This is a genomic window from Aquipseudomonas alcaligenes NBRC 14159, from assembly GCF_000467105.1.
GTDB classification, from domain to species: domain Bacteria; phylum Pseudomonadota; class Gammaproteobacteria; order Pseudomonadales; family Pseudomonadaceae; genus Aquipseudomonas; species Aquipseudomonas alcaligenes.
The window spans coordinates 39,963-58,631 of record NZ_BATI01000037.1 but is presented as its reverse complement, the minus strand read 5'-3'; the positions used below and the strand labels follow the sequence as shown (position 1 = coordinate 58,631).

At 64.7% G+C, this 18,669-nt stretch carries 13 protein-coding genes and 1 tRNA gene; 3 read left to right on the top strand and 11 right to left on the bottom strand.

Annotated features, from left to right (window positions below; genetic code table 11):
* Window positions 1–50 precede the first annotated feature (50 nt).
* The 6 genes from PA6_RS18595 to rpsU all read right to left on the bottom strand — a co-directional run bounded on the left by PA6_RS18595 (window position 51) and on the right by rpsU (window position 9,432).
* Entirely contained in the window at window positions 51–1,127 is a 1,077-nt protein-coding gene (locus PA6_RS18595; protein WP_021702511.1) for a tyrosine-type recombinase/integrase, read from the bottom strand.
* Between the two features lie 127 nt (window positions 1,128–1,254).
* Window positions 1,255–1,331: transfer RNA gene (locus PA6_RS18590), tRNA-Ile, on the bottom strand.
* 17 nt (window positions 1,332–1,348) lie between these two features.
* Entirely contained in the window at window positions 1,349–5,083 is a 3,735-nt protein-coding gene (locus PA6_RS18585) for an EAL domain-containing protein (protein ID WP_021702510.1), read from the bottom strand.
* Between the two features lie 83 nt (window positions 5,084–5,166).
* Entirely contained in the window at window positions 5,167–7,005 is a 1,839-nt protein-coding gene (gene rpoD / locus PA6_RS18580; RefSeq protein ID WP_021702509.1) for an RNA polymerase sigma factor RpoD, read from the bottom strand.
* Between the two features lie 67 nt (window positions 7,006–7,072).
* On the bottom strand, window positions 7,073–9,076 hold the full coding sequence (dnaG, locus tag PA6_RS18575; protein ID WP_021702508.1) for a DNA primase: 2,004 nt from the start codon (window positions 9,074–9,076) through the stop codon (window positions 7,073–7,075).
* 140 nt (window positions 9,077–9,216) lie between these two features.
* Window positions 9,217–9,432, bottom strand: a complete 216-nt coding sequence (gene rpsU / locus PA6_RS18570; protein WP_021702507.1) for a 30S ribosomal protein S21 — start codon at window positions 9,430–9,432, stop codon at window positions 9,217–9,219.
* Between the two features lie 199 nt (window positions 9,433–9,631).
* Here rpsU and tsaD point away from each other — a divergent pair, with 199 nt between their 5' ends.
* Window positions 9,632–10,657 carry a tRNA (adenosine(37)-N6)-threonylcarbamoyltransferase complex transferase subunit TsaD gene (tsaD, locus tag PA6_RS18565; protein ID WP_021702506.1) on the top strand — a complete coding sequence of 342 codons (1,026 nt, stop codon included), beginning with the start codon at window positions 9,632–9,634 and terminating at the stop codon, window positions 10,655–10,657.
* 19 nt (window positions 10,658–10,676) lie between these two features.
* On the opposite strand, the gene plsY is transcribed toward tsaD, so the two are convergent.
* Entirely contained in the window at window positions 10,677–11,246 is a 570-nt protein-coding gene (plsY, locus tag PA6_RS18560; RefSeq protein ID WP_021702505.1) for a glycerol-3-phosphate 1-O-acyltransferase PlsY, read from the bottom strand.
* 75 nt (window positions 11,247–11,321) lie between these two features.
* On the opposite strand from plsY, the gene folB reads away from it, so the two are divergent.
* Both folB and folK read left to right on the top strand, forming a co-directional pair.
* The gene (gene folB / locus PA6_RS18555) at window positions 11,322–11,675 is read left to right on the top strand and encodes a dihydroneopterin aldolase (RefSeq protein WP_021702504.1); all 354 of its coding nucleotides are present in this window, start codon (window positions 11,322–11,324) and stop codon (window positions 11,673–11,675) included.
* On the top strand, window positions 11,672–12,205 hold the full coding sequence (folK, locus tag PA6_RS18550; RefSeq protein ID WP_021702503.1) for a 2-amino-4-hydroxy-6-hydroxymethyldihydropteridine diphosphokinase: 534 nt from the start codon (window positions 11,672–11,674) through the stop codon (window positions 12,203–12,205). Before folB ends, folK begins: the two co-directional genes overlap by 4 nt.
* A 27-nt stretch (window positions 12,206–12,232) precedes the next feature.
* Here folK and PA6_RS18545 read toward each other — a convergent pair whose 3' ends face one another.
* The 4 genes from PA6_RS18545 to PA6_RS18530 form a co-directional block, all read right to left on the bottom strand.
* Window positions 12,233–13,465, bottom strand: coding sequence for a multifunctional CCA addition/repair protein (locus tag PA6_RS18545; protein WP_021702502.1), 1,233 nt, complete (start codon window positions 13,463–13,465; stop codon window positions 12,233–12,235).
* Window positions 13,466–13,530: 65 nt separating this feature from the next.
* A complete protein-coding gene (locus tag PA6_RS18540) occupies window positions 13,531–15,087 on the bottom strand; it encodes a SpoVR family protein (protein WP_021702501.1) in 1,557 nt (518 codons plus the stop codon).
* A gap of 10 nt (window positions 15,088–15,097) precedes the next feature.
* Window positions 15,098–16,369, bottom strand: a complete 1,272-nt coding sequence (locus tag PA6_RS18535; protein WP_021702500.1) for a YeaH/YhbH family protein — start codon at window positions 16,367–16,369, stop codon at window positions 15,098–15,100.
* Window positions 16,370–16,485: 116 nt separating this feature from the next.
* On the bottom strand, window positions 16,486–18,408 hold the full coding sequence (locus PA6_RS18530; protein WP_021702499.1) for a PrkA family serine protein kinase: 1,923 nt from the start codon (window positions 18,406–18,408) through the stop codon (window positions 16,486–16,488).
* Window positions 18,409–18,669: the final 261 nt, after the last annotated feature.

Sequence of the window (18,669 nt, the reverse complement as noted above, 5' to 3'; positions counted from 1 at the left end):
CCTTAGTGTCAGAGGAAGACGATTAAGCCTTGGCTTTATGCTTTTCGCACTCACTTTTGACCACCGAGTGGGCGGTCTAGAGAGTCTAGTTTTCTAACCAGATCTTCTGCGCGTAGGTGCGTGTAGCGCTTGAGCATCTGCATCGATTTATGCCCGCTGATGGCGGACACCTCCTGGTCAGACAGGCCGCCCTCGACCAATCGGCTTACCGCCTCATGTCGCAGATCGTGGAAGCGCAAATCTGGCATTCCGAGTTTGGTTTTCAGTAATCCCCAGGTTTTGGTGAAGGCGTAGGGGCTTCGCTTGCCGTTCTTGCCCGGTTCGCCAAAGAACACCAGGTCGCAGTCAATCGGGCGTACCGGGTTATTCAGTGCTGCCTGGAAGGTCTCGGTGGCCCATTTACTGAGTGGGACAGTGCGTGCGCTGTCGTTCTTGGTGTCTGAGAGGCGCACCACGCGCTTTTTCATATCGACCTGGTGCCGGCGCAGGGATGTGATCTCTGACGAGCGCATGCCGGTTTCCAGGGCGATGCGGACGATCCAGCCAAGCATGGGGTTGCTGTGATTGTTCACGGCTGTCAGCAGGCGGCGTTCTTCTTCTGCAGACAAGCGCCGGTCACGGCCTTCGCCTGGGCTCGGTTTGCGGATGTTCAGTACCGGGTTGAAACTCAAGCCCAGGCCCCATTCCTGGATGGCCACGGTGAAAAGGTGGCTGAGTAGGGCCAGTTCCAGGCGCACGGTGTTGTTGCTGGCGGGCTTGCCGCGATTGGTGATCGAGGCCAGGCGGGTGTCGCGGTAGCTGGCGATGATCTCGGCCGAGAGCGCGGCCATGGAGTATTTGCCCAGGTGACTGATCAGTTGCTGGGCTTTGGTGGCCTCGGCGCGCTGGGTGGTCGGCTTCTTGGTGGGGCTAATTTCGCTGAGGTAGCGTTTCAGTGCCATCTCCAGCGTCATGCGTTCGGAGCCGCTGCGCTGGATGTATACGCCCCTGACCATTTCGTCTTCGGTACGGCGCGCCCAGTCTTCGGCGTCGCGCTTGGTGCGGAAGGTTTTGGTGTTGGTCGGCCAGCCGGTTTTGCGCACCAGGGCCTTCCATGTACCTGCATCCGTTTTGACGATGGTGGCCATCTTTCCCTACTCCCAAGGTGCGACGCTGTACCGGCACTGTACTGAATTTGTACCTTTGGACTATAGGACTGGTCTAGCTGTTTTTCTTGCGGACATGAAAAAGCCGCGCAGTGCGCGGCTTTGGAGTTGGTGGGCCCACACGGACTCGAACCGTGGACCAAAGGATTATGAGTCCTCTGCTCTAACCGACTGAGCTATAGGCCCTCAGAAGGAGCGGCGGATTATAGCGGCGCCTTTTCCGCGCTGCCAATCGGCAGCGGGCCGAGGAAATTGGCGGCGAAGGACTCGGCCGAGAGCGGGCGGCTGATCACGTAGCCCTGGATCTGTTCGCAGCCTTCGCTGGTGAGGAATATCTCCTGTGCCTTGGTTTCCACACCTTCGGCGATAACGGTCATCTGCAGGCTGCGGCCGAGGGCGATGATGGCGCGGGTAATGGCGGCATCGTCCGGATCGCTCGGCAGGCCGCGGACGAAGGATTTGTCGATCTTGAGGATGTCCAGGGGCAGGCGCTTGAGGTAGCTGAGCGAGGAGTAGCCGGTGCCGAAGTCGTCGATGGCCAGCTGCAGGCCGAGCTCCTTGAGCTCATGCAGGATCAGCAGGGCCTCCTCGGCCTGGGTCATGATGAAGCTCTCGGTGATTTCCAGCTGCAGCTTGTCCGCCCCCAGGCCGAACGTGGCGAGGATGGCGGCGATGCGTTCGCCCAGTTGCGCCTGGCGCAGCTGGCTGCCGGACAGGTTGACCGACAGCGGGCCGAAGGGCGCATGCTGGTCCTGCCATGTGCGCATCTGCCGGCAGGCCTCCTGCAGGACCCAGTCGCCGAGCTGGAGGATCATGCCGTTCTCTTCGGCCAGGGGAATGAAGCGGTCGGGGGGGATCTCGCCGAACACCGGGTGGCGCCAGCGGATCAGGGCTTCGGCGCCCACCAATTTCCCGGTGCTCAGGCACAGCTTGGGCTGGTAATGCAGGCTCAGCTCGTCGCGTTCGACGGCGCGGCGCAGCTCCAGCTCCAGGGTCATGCGCTCGGTGGCCTGGAAGGTCAGGTTACGGGTATAGAACTCGATGCGGTTGCGACCCTTGGCCTTCGAGCTGTACATGGCGGCGTCGGCGTTCTTCACCAGGGTGGCGACATCGCTGCCATCCTCGGGGAACAGGCTGATGCCGATACTGGCGCTGATGAAGAACTCGTGACCGTCCACCTGGAAGGGCGCGTGGAAGCAGGTCAGCAGCTTGGTGGCCACCCGCTCGGCATCGCGCGGCTGGTGCAGGCCCGGCAGCAGCACGATGAACTCGTCGCCTCCCAGGCGGGCCACGGTGTCGATGTCGCGCAGCTGTTCGCGCAGGCGCAGGGCAATGCTCTTGAGCAGCTGGTCACCGACCGGGTGGCCGAGGCTGTCGTTGATGTGCTTGAAGCGATCCAGGTCGAGGAACAGCACGGCACCGCGCTGGTGATCGGTGCGCGCATCGTTGAGGGCATTGTCCAGGCGGCTTTCGAACAGCATGCGGTTGGGCAGACCGGTGCGCGGGTCGTGGTGCGCCTGGTAGTCCAGGCGGTCCTGGGCCTGCTTGAGCGAGCTGATGTCGGCGAACACGCCGACGAAGTGAGTGATCTGCCCGCTGTGGTCGCGCACCGCGCTGATGGTCAGCCACTCCGGGTACAGCTCGCCGTTCTTGCGCTTGTTGCAGATCTCGCCCTGCCAGTGTCCCTCCGCCGCCAGCTGGTGCCACATGGCGGCATAGAAGGCGCTGTCGTGCTTGCCCGAAGAAAGCAGGCGCGGGCTCTGGCCCAGGGCCTCGGACTCGCTGTAGCCGGTGATGGCGCTGAAGGCACGATTGACCGCGGTGATGCGCTGGTCGAGGTCGGTGATCATCACGCCTTCGGAGGTGCTCTCGAACACGGTGGCGGCCTGATGCAGGCGCGCCTGCATCTGCTCCCGCTCGGTGATGTCACGCGCGATGATCAGCATGCAGGGATCGCCTTCGATGATGATCGACTGCACGGCCAGGACGCCCAGGCGCTGTTGCCCGTCGCGGGTGTTGATCCAGGCGCGGAAGTCGCGCAGTGAGCCGCGTTCGCGCATCTTCGCGATCATCGTGTCGCGGTCCCGCAGGTCGGCCCACAGACCTATCTCCAGGGTGCTGCGGCCGATGACCTGCTGGCTGTCGTAGCCGGTGATGCGGAAGAAGCCGTCGTTGGCTTCCAGTATCTGTCCGTCATGCAGGCGGGTGATCAGCAGGCCGTCCGGCGAGGCGTGGAAGGCCTTGGCGAATTTCTCCTCGGACAGTCGCAGCTGGCGTTGGGTGCGCTTGAGTTCGGTGATGTCGCGCACCGACACGACCAGCGCTGCCTGGCCGTCGATGTCGATGTGCTGAGCGGAAACCAGGCCGGTGAACTGATCGCCGTTGCGCCGGTTGAATGGCATCTCGACGTTGTTGAGCGTTTCCTGCTGCAGGCGGTCGAGCAGCAGTGGGCCGATGCCTGGCAGGCCCCAGATCCCCAGCTCGCTGGCCGTCTTGCCGATGGCTTCGGCGGCGCTGATGCCCAGCTGTTGCTCGAAGGTGCGGTTGACGGTCAACAGCATGCCATCGCTGCGGCGGGCGATGACCAGCACGTCCGGGCAGTTGTGGAATACCAGCTCGAACTTCTCTTCCGAGAGGCGCTGGGCCTGTTCGACGCGCTTGGCCTCGCTGATGTCGATCATCAGGCCGCGCAGTACCGTGCCTTCCTCGGCGTTGATCAGGGTGACGATGTCGCGTATCCAGAGGACCCGACCATCGGCCGCCAGCATCCGGTAGTCGAGGCTATGGTCGCGGCCGGCCTGGCTTTCGCTGACGCAGTAGTGCTCGGCACGGGCGGCATCCTCGGGGTGCAGGGTGCGCTGCCAGAAGCCGGGTTGCAGCCAGTCCTCCAGGGGGTAGCCGAGCAGCTTCTCGGCATGCGGTGAGACATAGGTGAAGCAGTAGTCCGAGAGGCGCATCTGCCAGGCGATGGCATTCAGGCTCTCGACCATGCCGCGGTAGTGCAGCTCGCTGTCGCGCAGGCGCCCCTCGAGCGCCATGCGTTCGTTGACCTCCTGGTGCAGGCGGCGGTTCACGCGCAGCACGGCAGCCAGGATCAGCAGGGCCAGGAGCAGCGTGGGGATGCCGTAGCTCAGCAGACGGTCGTGCCAGACCGAGCGACTATCGAGCACGCCGCCGACCCAGGGTTCCTGCAGGGCGGCGATCTCCTCGGCACTGAGTTCGGCGAACAGCTTGTCGAGAATGCCGATCAGGGTGGCCTGGCTTTTCGGGGCGGCCATGGCCAGCTGGTAGCGATAGGGAGTCTCGCCGCTGACCTGGAGGTCCTTGAGCTTGAGTTGGCGCATGCTCCAGACGCTAGAGGCGAGGTCGCCGATCATGGCGTCCGCCTGGCCGGTGGCGAGTGCCTGCAAAGCCGCGACCACGCTGGGCAGGGGCAGCAGGTTGAGGTCTGGATGGCGGTTACGCAGCAGTTCGTGGGGGGCGTAGTCCTGCACCACGGCGATCTTGAGTCCGTACAGCTCGCTCAGGCGCGGCGGTTGGGGGCCGTCGCGACGGGCCAGGATGACGATCGGGAAGTCGAGGTAGGGGCGGGTGAAGGCCAGGTCGCGCTGGCGCTCGGGCGTGGACATGATGCCGGGCAGCAGGTCCAGCTGGCCGGCTCTGGCACCGGCCAGTACCTCGCTCCAGCTGCGAGGCTCCACGGGGCGCATGCGCACCTTCAGGCGCTTTTCGATCAGCTCGACATAGGCGGCACTGAGGCCGCTGTAGCGGCCCTGCTCGTCGCGGAATTCGAAAGGCGGCCAGGATGCATCGATGCCCAGGCGCAGCTGGGGGTGTTCGGCCAGCCATGCCTGTTCTTCCGGGCTGAGCTCGACGGCTGCGACGGGCAGCGCCCAGCACGCCAGACACGACAGAAGAATGGCCAGCAGACGCGGCATGCGACTATTCCGGAAGCACGTAGACGCCTCAAGTGTAGCTGGAGCAGAAACAAAAACCCCGGCTTGCGCCGGGGTTTTTGTGATCACTCGTCGAGGAAGGAGCGCAGATGCTCGCTTCGCGTCGGGTGGCGCAGCTTGCGCAGCGCCTTGGCTTCGATCTGGCGGATACGCTCGCGGGTGACATCGAACTGCTTGCCGACTTCCTCGAGGGTGTGGTCGGTGTTCATGTCGATGCCGAAGCGCATGCGCAGAACCTTGGCCTCGCGGGCGGTGAGCCCGGCCAGGACTTCGCGGGTGGCTTCCTTGAGGCTCTCCACGGTAGCCACCTCGATCGGCGACTGCATGGTGGAGTCCTCGATGAAGTCGCCCAGGTGCGAATCCTCGTCGTCGCCGATCGGCGTCTCCATGGAAATCGGCTCTTTGGCGATCTTCAGGACCTTGCGGATCTTGTCCTCGGGCATCTCCATGCGCTCGCCCAGCTCTTCCGGAGTCGGCTCGCGGCCCATCTCCTGGAGCATCTGGCGGGAGATGCGGTTGAGCTTGTTGATCGTCTCGATCATGTGCACCGGGATACGGATGGTGCGCGCCTGGTCGGCGATCGAGCGGGTGATCGCCTGGCGGATCCACCAGGTGGCGTAGGTCGAGAACTTGTAGCCGCGGCGGTATTCGAACTTGTCCACCGCCTTCATCAGGCCGATGTTGCCTTCCTGGATCAGGTCGAGGAACTGCAGGCCGCGGTTGGTGTACTTCTTGGCGATGGAGATCACCAGGCGCAGGTTGGCCTCGACCATCTCTTTTTTCGCCCGGCGAGCTTTCGCTTCACCGATGGACATGCGGCGGTTGATGTCCTTGATCTCGGCGATCACCAGGCCGGCGTCGGCCTCGATGGCGGCCATCTTTTCCTGGCAGCGCTGGATATCGGCCAGCAGGTTGCCGATGGCTTCGGCGTACTTGGCCTTGCCCTTGGCCAGGCCGGCAGCCCAGTCGGTGGCGACTTCATTGCCGGGGAACAGCTTGAGGAAGTCGGCGCGCGGCATGCGCGCGTCACGTACGCACAGCTGCATGATGGCGCGTTCCTGGGCGCGAACCTGCTCCAGCGAGCCGCGAACGCGCTCGACCAGGGCATCGAACTGCTTGGGCACCAGCTTGATCGGCATGAACAGCTCGGCCAGGGCCTGCTGTTCCTTCTCGGCCTGCTTGCTGCCGCGGCCGTGCTTTTTCAGGGCCTTGCGCGCCTTGTCCAGCTGCTCGGCGACGGCGCCGAAGCGGCGGGCGGCTTCTTCCGGGTCCGGGCCGCCATCGCCTTCGTCGTCGGAGTCGCTGTCGCCTTCCTCTTCTTCTTCCTCGTCGTCCTTGGCTTCGGCCGTGGCTTCTTTCAGCTCGGGCACGACTTCCTCGGCCGGCAGGCTGCCGTCATCCGGGTCGATGTAGCCGCTGAGGACGTCGGACAGGCGGCCACCTTCAGTGGTGACGCGCTGGTATTCGGCGAGGATGCTGTCGACGGTGCCGGGGAACAGGGAGATGGCCCCCATGACCTCGCGGATGCCTTCCTCGATACGCTTGGCGATTTCGATCTCGCCTTCGCGGGTCAGCAGCTCAACGGTACCCATTTCGCGCATGTACATGCGCACCGGGTCGGTGGTGCGGCCGATGTCGGTTTCCACCGCGGCCAGGGCTGCTGCGGCTTCTTCGGCGGCGGCTTCGTCGGTGTCGGCTTCGGCCAGCAACAGGGCGTCCGCATCCGGGGCACTTTCAAAGACGTTGATGCCCATGTCGTTGATCATGCGGATGATGTCTTCGACCTGTTCCGGATCGGAGATATCTTCCGGCAGGTGGTCGTTGACCTCGGCGTAAGTCAGGTAACCCTGCTCACGGCCGCGGGTGATCAACTCTTTCAGGCGTGACTGCTGTTCTTTGGACATAAAACCCTATCCACTGAAGGTCTTGGCGGGCTGAAAATAAGCCGAGGATTATACCTGATCCGGTGCGTCAGGCGCCAGTTGGGCTCTTGCTATCGGGTGTGGCGGGGTGGCTGAAGTGCTCTCTCAATAGAGCTTTCTCCTCGTCACTAAGTTCGCTGGGGCTCTTGTGCATGACGCTACGCAGTAGCTGGTCGCGGCGCTTTTTCAGTTGGCCATTGGCAAGTGTAGTAATGGTGTCGAAGAACTGCTGTTCAAGATTGTCGCCTTCGATCAGCCATTCCTTCTCGGCCAGAGCGCGCAGCAGGCGGCCCTGTTCGGTGCCGTGCCAGCGGGCGATCAGTTGCAGCGAGCGCAGCTTGGGGCTTTTCTGCAGGGTGCCGACCAGGGCGACGAGCAGCTGGGCGTAAGTGTCGTCTTCATCGGCGAAATGGCTGACATCCTCGACTTTCTGTGCCAGTTGTGGGTGGTGCAGCAGGGTGCGCAGGGCGGTCAGCGTCGGCGATTCGACATGCACCGGCTTGCGCGGCGGTGCGTTGTCGCGCGAGCCCTTCTTCCAGTCGCCACCCTTTTTCCACTCGCCATCCTTCTTCCAGGATTTGCCCTCGCCTTTCTGCCAGGGCTTCTTCTGCTCGTAGGCTTCGGCCGGCGGCTCGATATGGTTGGCGTAGTCGGCAACGTCGCCATACTCGGGTTGGGCGTCGTAGTAGTGGCCATAATCCGCCGGCGGCTCATGGCCGCCGGTCGATGCGGCGGGCGTGGCGGGGGCGCTCTGCGCGACCTGCTGCAGCATCTCGCCGGACAGGCCGGTGATTTCCGACAGGCGCTGGCGCATCAGGGCGCGCAGGTGGTTGCCGGGGATCTTGTCGATCAGTGGCGCGGCCAGGGTCACCAGGTGCGCCTTGCCTTCCAGCGAGCGTGGGTCGGCTTCTTCGCTGAGCTGCTGGAAGAAGTAGTCGGCCAGCGGCTGGGCGTGCTGGTTGATGCGGGCGCGGAAGGCATCGGTGCCCTCGCTGCGTACCAGGGTGTCCGGGTCTTCGCCTTCGGGCAGAAACAGGAAGCGTGCGCGGCGACCGTCCTGCAGGTTGGGCAGGGTGGCTTCCAGGGCGCGCCAGGCCGCCTTGCGCCCGGCGGCGTCGCCGTCGAAGCAGAACAGCACGCTGGGCACCAGGCGGAACAGGCGCTTGAGGTGTTCCTCGCTGGTTGCCGTGCCAAGGGTCGCCACCGCGTTGCGCAAGCCTTGCTGGGCGAGGGCGATGACGTCCATGTAGCCCTCGACCACCATGATCTCGTCGAGGTCGCGATTGTTCTTGCGCGCCTCGTACAGGCCGTACAGCTCCTGCCCCTTGTGGAACACCGGGGTTTCGGGGGAGTTGAGGTACTTCGGCTTGTCGTCGCCGAGTACGCGGCCGCCGAAGGCGATGACGCGGCCGCGGCTGTCGCGGATGGGGAACATCACGCGGTCGCGGAAGCGGTCGTAGATGCGGCCGTTCTCGGCGTTCTCGATCAGCAGGCCAGCATCGATCATGGCCTTCTGCTGCAGCTTGTCGCCGGCCATGTGCTTGTGCAGGTTGTCCCAGCCCGGCGGGGCGAAGCCCAGGCCGAAGTCGCGGGCAATCTCGCCGGTCAGGCCGCGGCCCTTGAGGTAGTCCACGGCCGACTTGCGCGTCGGGTGGCTCTTCAGGGCCTGCCGGTAGTAGTCGGCGGCGGCCGTCAGCAGCGGGTAGAGCGGTGAATCGACCGGCTGGCGCGGGGTGCGGCCGCGGCCGCCTTCCTCGCGCGGGATGTCCATGCCGGCGCGCTTGGCCAGATCCTCGACGGCCTGGGGGAAGTCCAGGCTGTCGTGGTCCATGATGAAGCCGAGTGCGTTGCCGCCGGCCCCGCAGCCGAAGCAGTAGTAGAACTGCTTGTCCGGGCTGACGCTGAAGGAGGGGGTCTTCTCCTTGTGGAACGGGCAGCAGGCGGTGTAGTTCTTGCCGGCCTTCTTCAGCTGGATGCGCGAACTCACCACCTCGACAATGTCGGTGCGGTTGAGCAGGTCATCGATGAAGGACTGCGGAATCAGACCGGCCATGGCTCGTCAGCGTGGAAGAAGAAAGGCGGCAGCATAAACGAAAAAACTCCGATCATCGCCGGACGGCGACGCGGAGTCAGAAATGCAAAGCCCGGCCGAAGCCGGGCTTTGCGCAAGCCTTTAGCGGCGCGACTGATAACTCAGTACAGGCGCTCGCGGCGACGCTGCTCGCGCTGCACTTTCTTGGCGTGACGCTTAACAGCGGCAGCAGCCTTGCGCTTGCGCTCGGTGGTCGGCTTTTCGTAGAACTCGCGGCTGCGGACTTCAGCCAGGACACCGGCTTTTTCGCAGGAGCGCTTGAAACGACGCAGAGCTACGTCGAAGGGTTCGTTCTCTTTAACTTTGACGGCTGGCATCCAGGTCGTACCTTCACTGTTTTACCGAATGGACGACGCGATCCGGCAAGGGCACGGGAATACGTCGGTTTTCAAGGGCTGCGGATATTAACGCCTCGCGCCGCGGAATGCAAAGCCTCTGATCGAAAAGCGCTGGCCGGGCCAGGGGACGGCGATTATCATGCGCGCCTCCTTTTATAGCCAGTGTTGAAGGTCCCCCATGCTAGTGCTGGGCCTGGAAACCTCCTGCGACGAGACCGGCGTCGCGCTCTACGACAGCGAGCGCGGCCTGCTGGCCGACGCGTTGTTCAGTCAGATCGATCTGCATCGCGTCTATGGTGGCGTCGTGCCGGAGCTCGCTTCGCGCGACCACGTCAAACGCATGCTGCCGCTGATCCGCCAGGTGCTGGATGAGGCTGGCGCCAGCCGCGAGCAGATCGAGGCCATCGCTTACACCTCCGGCCCCGGGCTGGTTGGCGCGCTGCTGGTCGGCGCCGCCTGCGCCCAGGCCCTGGCGTTCGCCTGGGGCATTCCGGCCGTGGGTGTGCATCATATGGAAGGCCACCTGCTGGCGCCGATGCTGGAAGAGCAGCCGCCGGCCTTTCCGTTCGTCGCCTTGCTCGTTTCCGGTGGGCATACCCAACTGGTACGGGTCGACGGCATCGGCCGCTATCAGCTGCTCGGCGAGTCGCTGGACGATGCCGCCGGCGAGGCGTTCGACAAGACCGCGAAGCTGATGGGGCTGCGTTACCCAGGCGGCCCGGAGATTGCCCGTTTGGCGGAAAGCGGGACGCCAGGGCGCTTCACCTTCCCGCGGCCGATGACCGACAGGCCTGGCCTGGATTTCAGTTTCAGCGGTCTGAAGACCTTCACCCTGAACACCTGGCAGCAGTGCCGCGACGCCGGCGATGCCAGTGAGCAGACCCGCGCCGATATCGCCCGCGCCTTCCAGGATGCGGTGGTCGATACGCTGACCATCAAGTGCAAGCGCGCGCTCAAGCAGACCGGCCTGAACAGCCTGGTGATCGCCGGTGGCGTGAGTGCCAACCAGGCCCTGCGTAAGTCCCTGGAAAGCATGCTGACCGGGCTCAAGGGCAAGGTGTTCTACGCCCGCCCGCGCTTCTGCACCGACAACGGCGCGATGATCGCCTACGCCGGCTGCCAGCGTCTGCTGGCCGGCCAGCACGAGGGACCGGAGATCAAGGTGCAGGCACGTTGGCCGATGGAGCAGCTGCCGGCCATATGAGCCGGGCTCAGGCCGGCGATTAGAAATGCCGTTCGCGTCCGGCCATGAGGTCGCGTAGATTGCCGCGATGACGCCAGACGATCAGCCCGGTCAGCACGCACATCGGCAGCAGCGCCGCCGGTTGCTGCCAGGCCAGCAGGGGCAGGGTCAGCGGTGTGGCGATCAGCGAGGCGAGGGAGCTGGTGCGGGTCAGGTAGAAGGTCAGCGCCCAGCTCGCCAGGGCCAGCAGTGCCGCCGGCGGATAGAGGCCGAGCAACATGCCGGCCGCCGTGGCGACACCCTTGCCGCCCTGGAAGCGGAAGTAGACCGGGTAGAGATGGCCGATCACGGCGGCCAGGCCGATCCAGGCCTGTTGCTGCACGCCGAGGCCAAGCAGGTAGGCGACCAGCACGGGCAGCAGGCCTTTGAGCAGGTCGCCCAGCAGGGTCAGCACGGCCAGCTTCTTGCCGGCGATGCGCAGCATGTTGGTGGCGCCGGGGTTGCCCGAGCCGCTGGCGCGCGGGTCGGGGCCGCCGCTCAGGCGGCTGAGCAGGATGGCGAAGGACAGCGAGCCGAGCAGATAGGCGAGCAGTGCCAGCAGCCAGAACATGGTATCCATTCCGGGGCGAGTGAGCCCCGATTCTAGCGGCGGGACCTGGGTCTTGTCGTGCAGCGGAGACGAGGTTTGGACAAGGTTTTCATCGAGGGTCTGGAAGTCGACACCCTGATCGGGGCGTACGACTGGGAGCGCGGCATTCGCCAGTGCCTGCGCCTGGACCTGACGTTTGCCTGGGACATTCGCCCGGCCGCTGCCACTGACGACCTGAGCCAGGCCCTCGACTACGCGGCGGTGAACCAGCATGTGCAGGCCTTCGCCCGCGCCGCCCGGTTCGAGCTGGTGGAGACCTTTGCCGAGCGCCTGGCCGCCGAGCTGCTGGCGCACTTCGGTGCACCCTGGCTGCGCCTGCGGGTCACCAAGCCCGGCGCCAACCCGGCGGCGCGTGCCGTGGGCGTGGAAATCGAGCGCAGCCGGCCATGACACCGATCTTCCTGGGGCTGGGGAGCAATATCGAGCGCGAGCAGCGCCTGGTCGCCGGGCTCGACGCCCTCGCCGAGTTCGTTCGCGACCTGCGTTGCTCGCCGGTGTTCGAGAGCCGTCCGGTCGGCATCAAGAGCGGCAATTTCTACAACCTGGTGGTCAGCGGCTACACCGAGCTGTCGCTGCATGAGCTGGATCGCCGCCTCAAGTTCATCGAAGCCGACAACGGTCGCTACGCGCCCGAGCGCAAGGGGCTGCCGCTGGATATCGACGTGCTGCTGTACGACGGCCTGGTCGGCAGCTTCGATGGCCTGGAACTGCCGCGCGCGGAGATTCTGAAGAACGCCTTCGTGCTCTGGCCGCTGGCGCTGCTGGCGCCGGAGGCGGTGCACCCCGTGGCCGGCAAACCCTTCGCCGAGCTCTGGGCAACGGCGCAGATCGACCAGCAGCTGTGGCCGGTACCTTTCGCCTGGCGCGGCGCCGAGCTGACGCCGGCCGCGCTGTTGCAGGCCTATCCGACCCCGCCCTAGCGCGGAGGCAATCGCGCTGGGGCCGGGCTACGCCTGCTGCGCGCGTTCCTTGTAGTGCCTGAGTGCCTGCAGGCGTTCGCCCTTGAGCGCTTCGCCCAGCTCTGCGCCCTTCAGGCCGCGCTCCAGCAATGGCTGCACGTGCACCGCACGAGCCGCCTGCATGGCACCGCGCAGGTACTCGGCCTGCGGGTAGGCGCGCTCCTCCAGGCCCAGACGGCCGCGGGCGTCCATTTCGCAGGCAGCGATGAATTCCTCGAAGCGCTGCGGCCGGCGGTAGACGTCGAAGCTCTGCAGCAACTCCAGCAGGGTATTGGCGCGCAGCTCCAGGGCACGATGGCCGTGGGTGTGGTACTCGCCGACCAGCAGGGCCAGTTCGGCGCAGTCGCGCGGTGCCTTGCAGCGCTGGTTGACCGCGTCGATCAGCTTGAGCCCGCGATGCTCATGGGCGATGTGGCGTGGCCATTCGGCCGGCGGCGTACGGCCCTTGCCCAGGTCATGCAGCAGGCAGGCCCAGCGCACGCTCAGCGGCTGTTCATGCAGGGCGCACTGCTGCAGCACCATCAGGCAGTGCACCCCGGTGTCCACCTCGGGGTGATGGGCTGCCGTCTGCGGGATGCCGAACAGGGCATCGAGTTCCGGCAGCAGCTCGGCCAGGGCGCCGCAGTCGCGCAGCACCTGGATGAACACATCGGGGCGCGGCTCCATCAGCGCGCGGGAAATTTCCTTCCAGCTGCGCTCGGCGGTCAGCGCCTGTAGCTCGCCGGACTCGGCGAGCTGGCGCATCAGCGCCAGGGTTTCCGGCGCCACGCTGAAGCCCAGCGGTGCGTAGCGCGCGGCGAAACGGGCGACACGCAGCACGCGTAACGGGTCTTCGGCGAAGGCCGGGGAGACATGGCGCAGGAGGCGCGCTTCAAGGTCGCGCTGGCCGCCATAGGGGTCGGTGATATGGCCCTGATCGTCCTCGGCCATGGCATTGATGGTCAGGTCGCGGCGGATCAGGTCTTCTTCCAGAGTGACGTCCGGACTGGCGTGAAAGGTGAAGCCGCCATAACCCTGGCCGGATTTGCGCTCGGTGCGGGCGAGGGCGTACTCCTCGCCGCTGTCGGGATGCAGAAAGACCGGGAAGTCCGCGCCCACCGGGCGAAAGCCCCGGGCCTGCATGGCTTCGGCGCTGGCGCCGACCACCACCCAGTCGATATCGCTGACGGGCCGGCCGAGCAGGCGGTCGCGCACGGCGCCGCCGACTTTGTAGATCTGCATGAATGAAGTCCTCCGTTGCCGCGGAGGATAAGCGAAAAGCGCCGGGCGAGGCGCCCATCCGGACGTCAGATGGGGGGAATCACCAGGTCCAGGCGCGGGTAGTCGTTGTCCTCGCTGTGCTCGCTGCGCGGCGGCACGTGCTGGACGCCGACGATATGATCGCCGCGCAGGCTTTCCAGGTGGATGTCGAAGCCCCACAGGCGGTGCAGGTGCTTGAGCACTTCCTGGGTCGAGTCGCCCAGCGGTTTGCGATCATGCTGGAAGTGGCGCAGGGTCAGGGAGCGATCACCGCGGCGATCCACGCTCCAGATCTGCACGTTGGGTTCTCGGTTGCCCAGGTTGTACTGGGCGGCCAGGGTTTCGCGGATCTGCCGATAGCCGGGCTCGTCGTGGATGGCGGGGATCAGCAGGTCGTCCTTCTGGTCGTCGTCGAGCACGCTGAACAGCTTGAGGTCGCGGATCACCTTGGGCGAGAGGAACTGCAGGATGAAGCTCTCGTCCTTGAAGTTGGCCATGGCGAACTTGAGGGTGCTCAGCCAGTCGCTGCCGGCGATGTCCGGGAACCAGCGCTTGTCCTCTTCGGTGGGGTGTTCGCACATGCGGCGCAGGTCGCTGTAGATGGCGAAGCCCAGGGTGTAGGGGTTGATGCCGCTGTAGTAGGGACTGTCGAAGCCTGGCTGGTAGATGACCCCGGTGTGCGACTGCAGGAACTCCATCATGAAGCCTTCGGTGACCAGGCCCTCGTCGTACAGGTCGTTCATCAGGGTGTAGTGCCAGAAGGTCGCCCAGCCCTCGTTCATCACCTGGGTCTGGCGCTGTGGGTAGAAGTACTGGGCGATCTTGCGCACGATGCGGATCACCTCGCGCTGCCAGGGCTCCAGCAGCGGCGCGTGCTTCTCCAGGAAGTACAGGATGTTTTCCTGCGGTTCGGCTGGCCAGCGCTTGCTGTCCTGGTCGTGGCCCTTGCTGGCGCTCTTGGGGATGGTGCGCCAGAGGTCGTTGATCTGCTTCTGCAGGTGCTCCTCGCGCTCCTTCTGGCGGCGCCGCTCTTCCTCGGCGGAGATCGGGTAGGGGCGCTTGTAGCGGTCCACGCCATAGTTCATCAGGGCGTGGCAGGAGTCGAGCAGCTCTTCCACGGCGTCGATGCCGTGGCGCTCCTCGCACTGCATGATGTACTGCTTGGCGAACACCAGGTAGTCGATGATCGAGCTGGCGTCGGTCCAGGTGCGGAACAGGTAGTTGCCCTTGAAGAAGCTGTTGTGGCCGTAGCAGGCATGGGCGATCACCAGGGCCTGCATGCACATGGTGTTCTCTTCCATCAGGTAGGCGATGCACGGATCGGAGTTGATCACGATCTCGTAGGCCAGGCCCATCTGCCCGCGCGAGTAGCCCTTCTCGGTGGCCAGGAAGTGCTTGCCGTAGGACCAGTGGTGGTAACCCAGCGGCATGCCGACCGAGGCGTAGGCGTCCATCATCTGCTCGGCGGTGATCACCTCGATCTGGTTGGGGTAGGTGTCCAGCGCATAGCGCTCGGCGATGCGCGCGATCTCCTTGTCATACTGGCGGATCAGGTCGAAGGTCCATTCCGAGCCGGTGGAGAGGGGCTGGCGTCTGGCGCTCATGGGGCGTTCCTCAGGTGACCATGCGGCGCTGGAACAGCTCGCGGAACACCGGGTAGATGTCGGCGGCGGAAACCAGCTGCTGCTGGGCGAAGGAGGAGGGGAAGGTCTCGCTGACCTGTTCGTACTCGTACCACAGCGCCTGATGCTCGCGCGGGGTGATCTCGACGTAGGTGAAGTACTGCATGAACGGCATGATCTGGTTGATCAGGATGTCGCGGCATACCGGCGAGTCGTCGTTCCAGTTGTCCCCGTCCGAGGCCTGGGCACCGTAGATGTTCCACTCGTTGACCGGGTAGCGCTCGGCCATGATCTCCTGCATCAGCTTGAGCGCGCTGGAGACGATGGTGCCGCCGGTCTCGCGGGAGTAGAAGAACTCCTCTTCGTCGACCTCTTTGGCGCTGGTGTGGTGGCGGATGAACACCACCTCGATGCGTTCGTAGTTCCGCTTGAGGAACAGGTAGAGCAGGATGAAGAAGCGCTTGGCGATGTCCTTGGTGGCCTGGGTCATGGAGCCGGAGACGTCCATCAGGCAGAACATCACCGCCTTGGAGCTGGGGTTGGGCTGCTTCACCAGCAGGTTGTACTTGAGGTCGAAGGTGTCGAGGAACGGCACGCGGTGGATGCGCGCACTCAGGCGCTCGATCTCCGCCTCCACCGTCTGAATGTCGCCGAAGTTGTCCGGCTCCTCGCGGCGCAGGCGTTCCAGCTCGGCCTTGGCCTCGCGCAGCTTGGCGCGGCTGGAGCCTGACAGGGCGATGCGCCGGGCATGGGCCGAACGCAGGGTGCGGACGATGTTGATGCGCGAGGGGTTGCCCTCGTTGCTGATGCCGGCGCGCACCGTCTTGAAGGTGTCGGTTCCGGTCAGGTGGCGCTTGATCAGGTTGGGCAGCTCCAGGTCCTCGAACATGAAGTCGAGGAATTCCTCCTGGGTGATCTGGAACACGAACTCGTCCATGCCTTCGCCGGAGTTGCTCGCCTTGCCGGAGCCGCGGCCACCGCCACCACCCTGCGGGCGTTGCACGTGGTCGCCGGCGTTGAACTCCTTGTTGCCGGGATGGACGACGGTCTGCCGTCCGCCGCGGCCGTGATGGAGCACCGGCTCGTCGATGTCGCGGCCGGGAATGCTGATCTGCTCGCCGTGCTCCATGTCGGTGATGGAGCGCCGGCTGACCGCCTCCTCGACGGCCTTCTTGATGTGCTCACGGTAACGCCGCAGGAAGCGCTGGCGGTTTACCGTGCTCTTGTTCTTGCCGTTCAGGCGCCGGTCGATCACATAGCTCATGACTTCTCCTTAGAACCTGCCCCAGGCAGCGAGCCGGCGAGCAGGTTCATGGCACGCTCGCCCTTGCGGGCGCGCGGCGACCGGCGCCGCGGTCTTGCCGCGACGCCGATGGCAGACTACTGCGACTTGCGCACCCGCAGATACCATTCCGACAGCAGGCGCACCTGCTTCTCGGTGTAGCCGCGCTCGACCATGCGTTTGACGAAGTCGTTGTGCTTCTGCTGATCCTCCTTGCTGGCCTTGGCGTTGAAGCTGATGACCGGCAGCAGGTCCTCGGTGTTGGAGAACATCTTCTTCTCGATGACCACCCGCAGCTTCTCGTAGCTGAGCCAGGTGGGGTTCTTGCCGTTGTTGTTGGCGCGGGCGCGCAGCACGAAGTTGACGATCTCGTTGCGGAAGTCCTTCGGGTTGCTGATGCCGGCCGGTTTCTCGATCTTCTCCAGCTCCTCGTTGAGGGCCACGCGGTTGAGAATCTCGCCGGTTTCCGGGTCGCGGTATTCCTGGTCCTGGATCCAGAAGTCGGCGTACAGCACGTAGCGGTCGAAGATGTTCTGCCCGTACTCGCTGTAGGACTCCAGGTAGGCGGTCTGGATTTCCTTGCCGATGAACTCGATGTAGCGCGGCGCCAGGTACTCCTTGATGTAGCGAAGGTAGCGCTCGCGCATCTCGGCGGGGAACTGCTCCTGCTCGATCTGCTGTTCCAGCACGTACAACAGGTGCACCGGGTTGGCGGCGATCTCGTGCGGGTCGAAGTTGAACACCTTGGACAGGATCTTGAAGGCGAAGCGGGTCGACAGGCCGTTCATGCCCTCGTCGACGCCGGCGCTGTCGCGGTATTCCTGAATCGACTTGGCCTTGGGGTCGGTGTCCTTGAGGTTTTCGCCGTCGTAGACGCGCATCTTCGAGTAGATGTTGGAGTTCTCCGGCTCCTTCAGGCGGCTCAGTACGGAGAACTGCGCCAGCATCTTCAGGGTGTCCGGGGCGCAGTGGGCGTTGGCCAGCGAGCTGTTGATCAGCAGCTTGTCGTAGATGCGCACCTCGTCGGTGACCCGCAGGCAGTACGGCACCTTGACGATGTAGATGCGGTCGATGAAGGCCTCGTTGTTCTTGTTGTTGCGGAAGCTGTGCCACTCCGACTCGTTGGAGTGGGCCAGGATGATGCCGCTGTAGGGCAGGCCGCCAAGGCCCTCGGTGCTGTTGTAGTTGCCCTCCTGGGTGGCGGTCAGCAGCGGGTGCAGCACCTTGATCGGTGCCTTGAACATCTCGACGAACTCCATCAGGCCCTGGTTGGCCCGGCACAGCGCGCCCGAGTAGCTGTAGGCATCGGCGTCGTTCTGCGGGTATTCCTCGAGCTTGCGGATATCCACCTTGCCGACCAGGGCGGAGATGTCCTGGTTGTTCTCGTCGCCCGGCTCGGTCTTGGCGATGGCGATCTGGTTGAGGATCGAGGGGTGCAGCTTGACCACGCGGAACTTGCTGATGTCGCCGCCGAATTCGTTGAGGCGCTTGGTCGCCCAGGGCGACATGATCGAGCGCAGGTAGCGCTGCGGGATGCCGTACTCCTCTTCGAGAATCTTGCCGTCCTCGTCGGCGTTGAACAGGCCGAGCGGCGACTCGAACACCGGCGAGCCCTTGATGGCATAGAAGGGGATGTGTTCCATCAGCTGCTTGAGCTTCTCGGCCAGCGAGGACTTGCCGCCGCCCACCGGACCCAGCAGGTAGAGGATCTGCTTCTTCTCCTCCAGGCCCTGGGCGGCATGGCGGAAGTAGGAGACGATCTGGTCGATGCACTCTTCCATGCCGTGGAAGTCGGCGAAGGCCGGATAACGGCGGATCACCTTGTTGGAGAAGATCCGCGACAGCCGTGGGTCGACCGAGGTGTCGAGCAACTCGGGCGAACCTATGGCCATCAGCATGCGTTCGGCTGCGGTGGCATAGGCGCTGCGGTCGGTTTTGCACAGCTCCAGATATTCCTGCAGGGAATATTCTTCCTGCCGAGTCGCCTCGAATCGTTGCTGGAAGTGGCTGAATATACTCATGACTGCACCTCGCTCGCTTGCGTGGAGCCGGCGCGGGGCATTCGGGCGGGTGCGCGGGAGGACGGCGGGTCGGCCGTTGAACATCCCCCAGAACACAACAAAGACGCTACCGATGGCCCGGAACCGGTGTGCCGGCTCTCCCTTCTGGATGGCCTCGTCCTAAGCGTAGTTCGGTTTCGCCGGCGTCAAGTGTGGCGAGAGGGTGACAAGGTGTTGCCGTTCGTCGGCAGGCTACGGCTGGCGCGGCTTTGCGCCGCGGCG

Excerpts from the sequence above, each read along its gene's own strand:
- PA6_RS18595 (WP_021702511.1), bottom strand. The coding sequence starts at position 1,127 with ATGGCCACCATCGTCAAAACGGATGCAGGTACATGGAAGGCCCTGGTG.
- PA6_RS18585 (WP_021702510.1), bottom strand. The coding sequence starts at position 5,083 with ATGCCGCGTCTGCTGGCCATTCTTCTGTCGTGTCTGGCGTGCTGGGCG.
- rpoD (WP_021702509.1), bottom strand. The coding sequence starts at position 7,005 with ATGTCCAAAGAACAGCAGTCACGCCTGAAAGAGTTGATCACCCGCGGC.
- dnaG (WP_021702508.1), bottom strand. The coding sequence starts at position 9,076 with ATGGCCGGTCTGATTCCGCAGTCCTTCATCGATGACCTGCTCAACCGC.
- rpsU (WP_021702507.1), bottom strand. The coding sequence starts at position 9,432 with ATGCCAGCCGTCAAAGTTAAAGAGAACGAACCCTTCGACGTAGCTCTG.
- tsaD (WP_021702506.1), top strand. The coding sequence starts at position 9,632 with ATGCTAGTGCTGGGCCTGGAAACCTCCTGCGACGAGACCGGCGTCGCG.
- plsY (WP_021702505.1), bottom strand. The coding sequence starts at position 11,246 with ATGTTCTGGCTGCTGGCACTGCTCGCCTATCTGCTCGGCTCGCTGTCC.
- folK (WP_021702503.1), top strand. The coding sequence starts at position 11,672 with ATGACACCGATCTTCCTGGGGCTGGGGAGCAATATCGAGCGCGAGCAG.
- PA6_RS18545 (WP_021702502.1), bottom strand. The coding sequence starts at position 13,465 with ATGCAGATCTACAAAGTCGGCGGCGCCGTGCGCGACCGCCTGCTCGGC.
- PA6_RS18540 (WP_021702501.1), bottom strand. The coding sequence starts at position 15,087 with ATGAGCGCCAGACGCCAGCCCCTCTCCACCGGCTCGGAATGGACCTTC.
- PA6_RS18535 (WP_021702500.1), bottom strand. The coding sequence starts at position 16,369 with ATGAGCTATGTGATCGACCGGCGCCTGAACGGCAAGAACAAGAGCACG.
- PA6_RS18530 (WP_021702499.1), bottom strand. The coding sequence starts at position 18,408 with ATGAGTATATTCAGCCACTTCCAGCAACGATTCGAGGCGACTCGGCAG.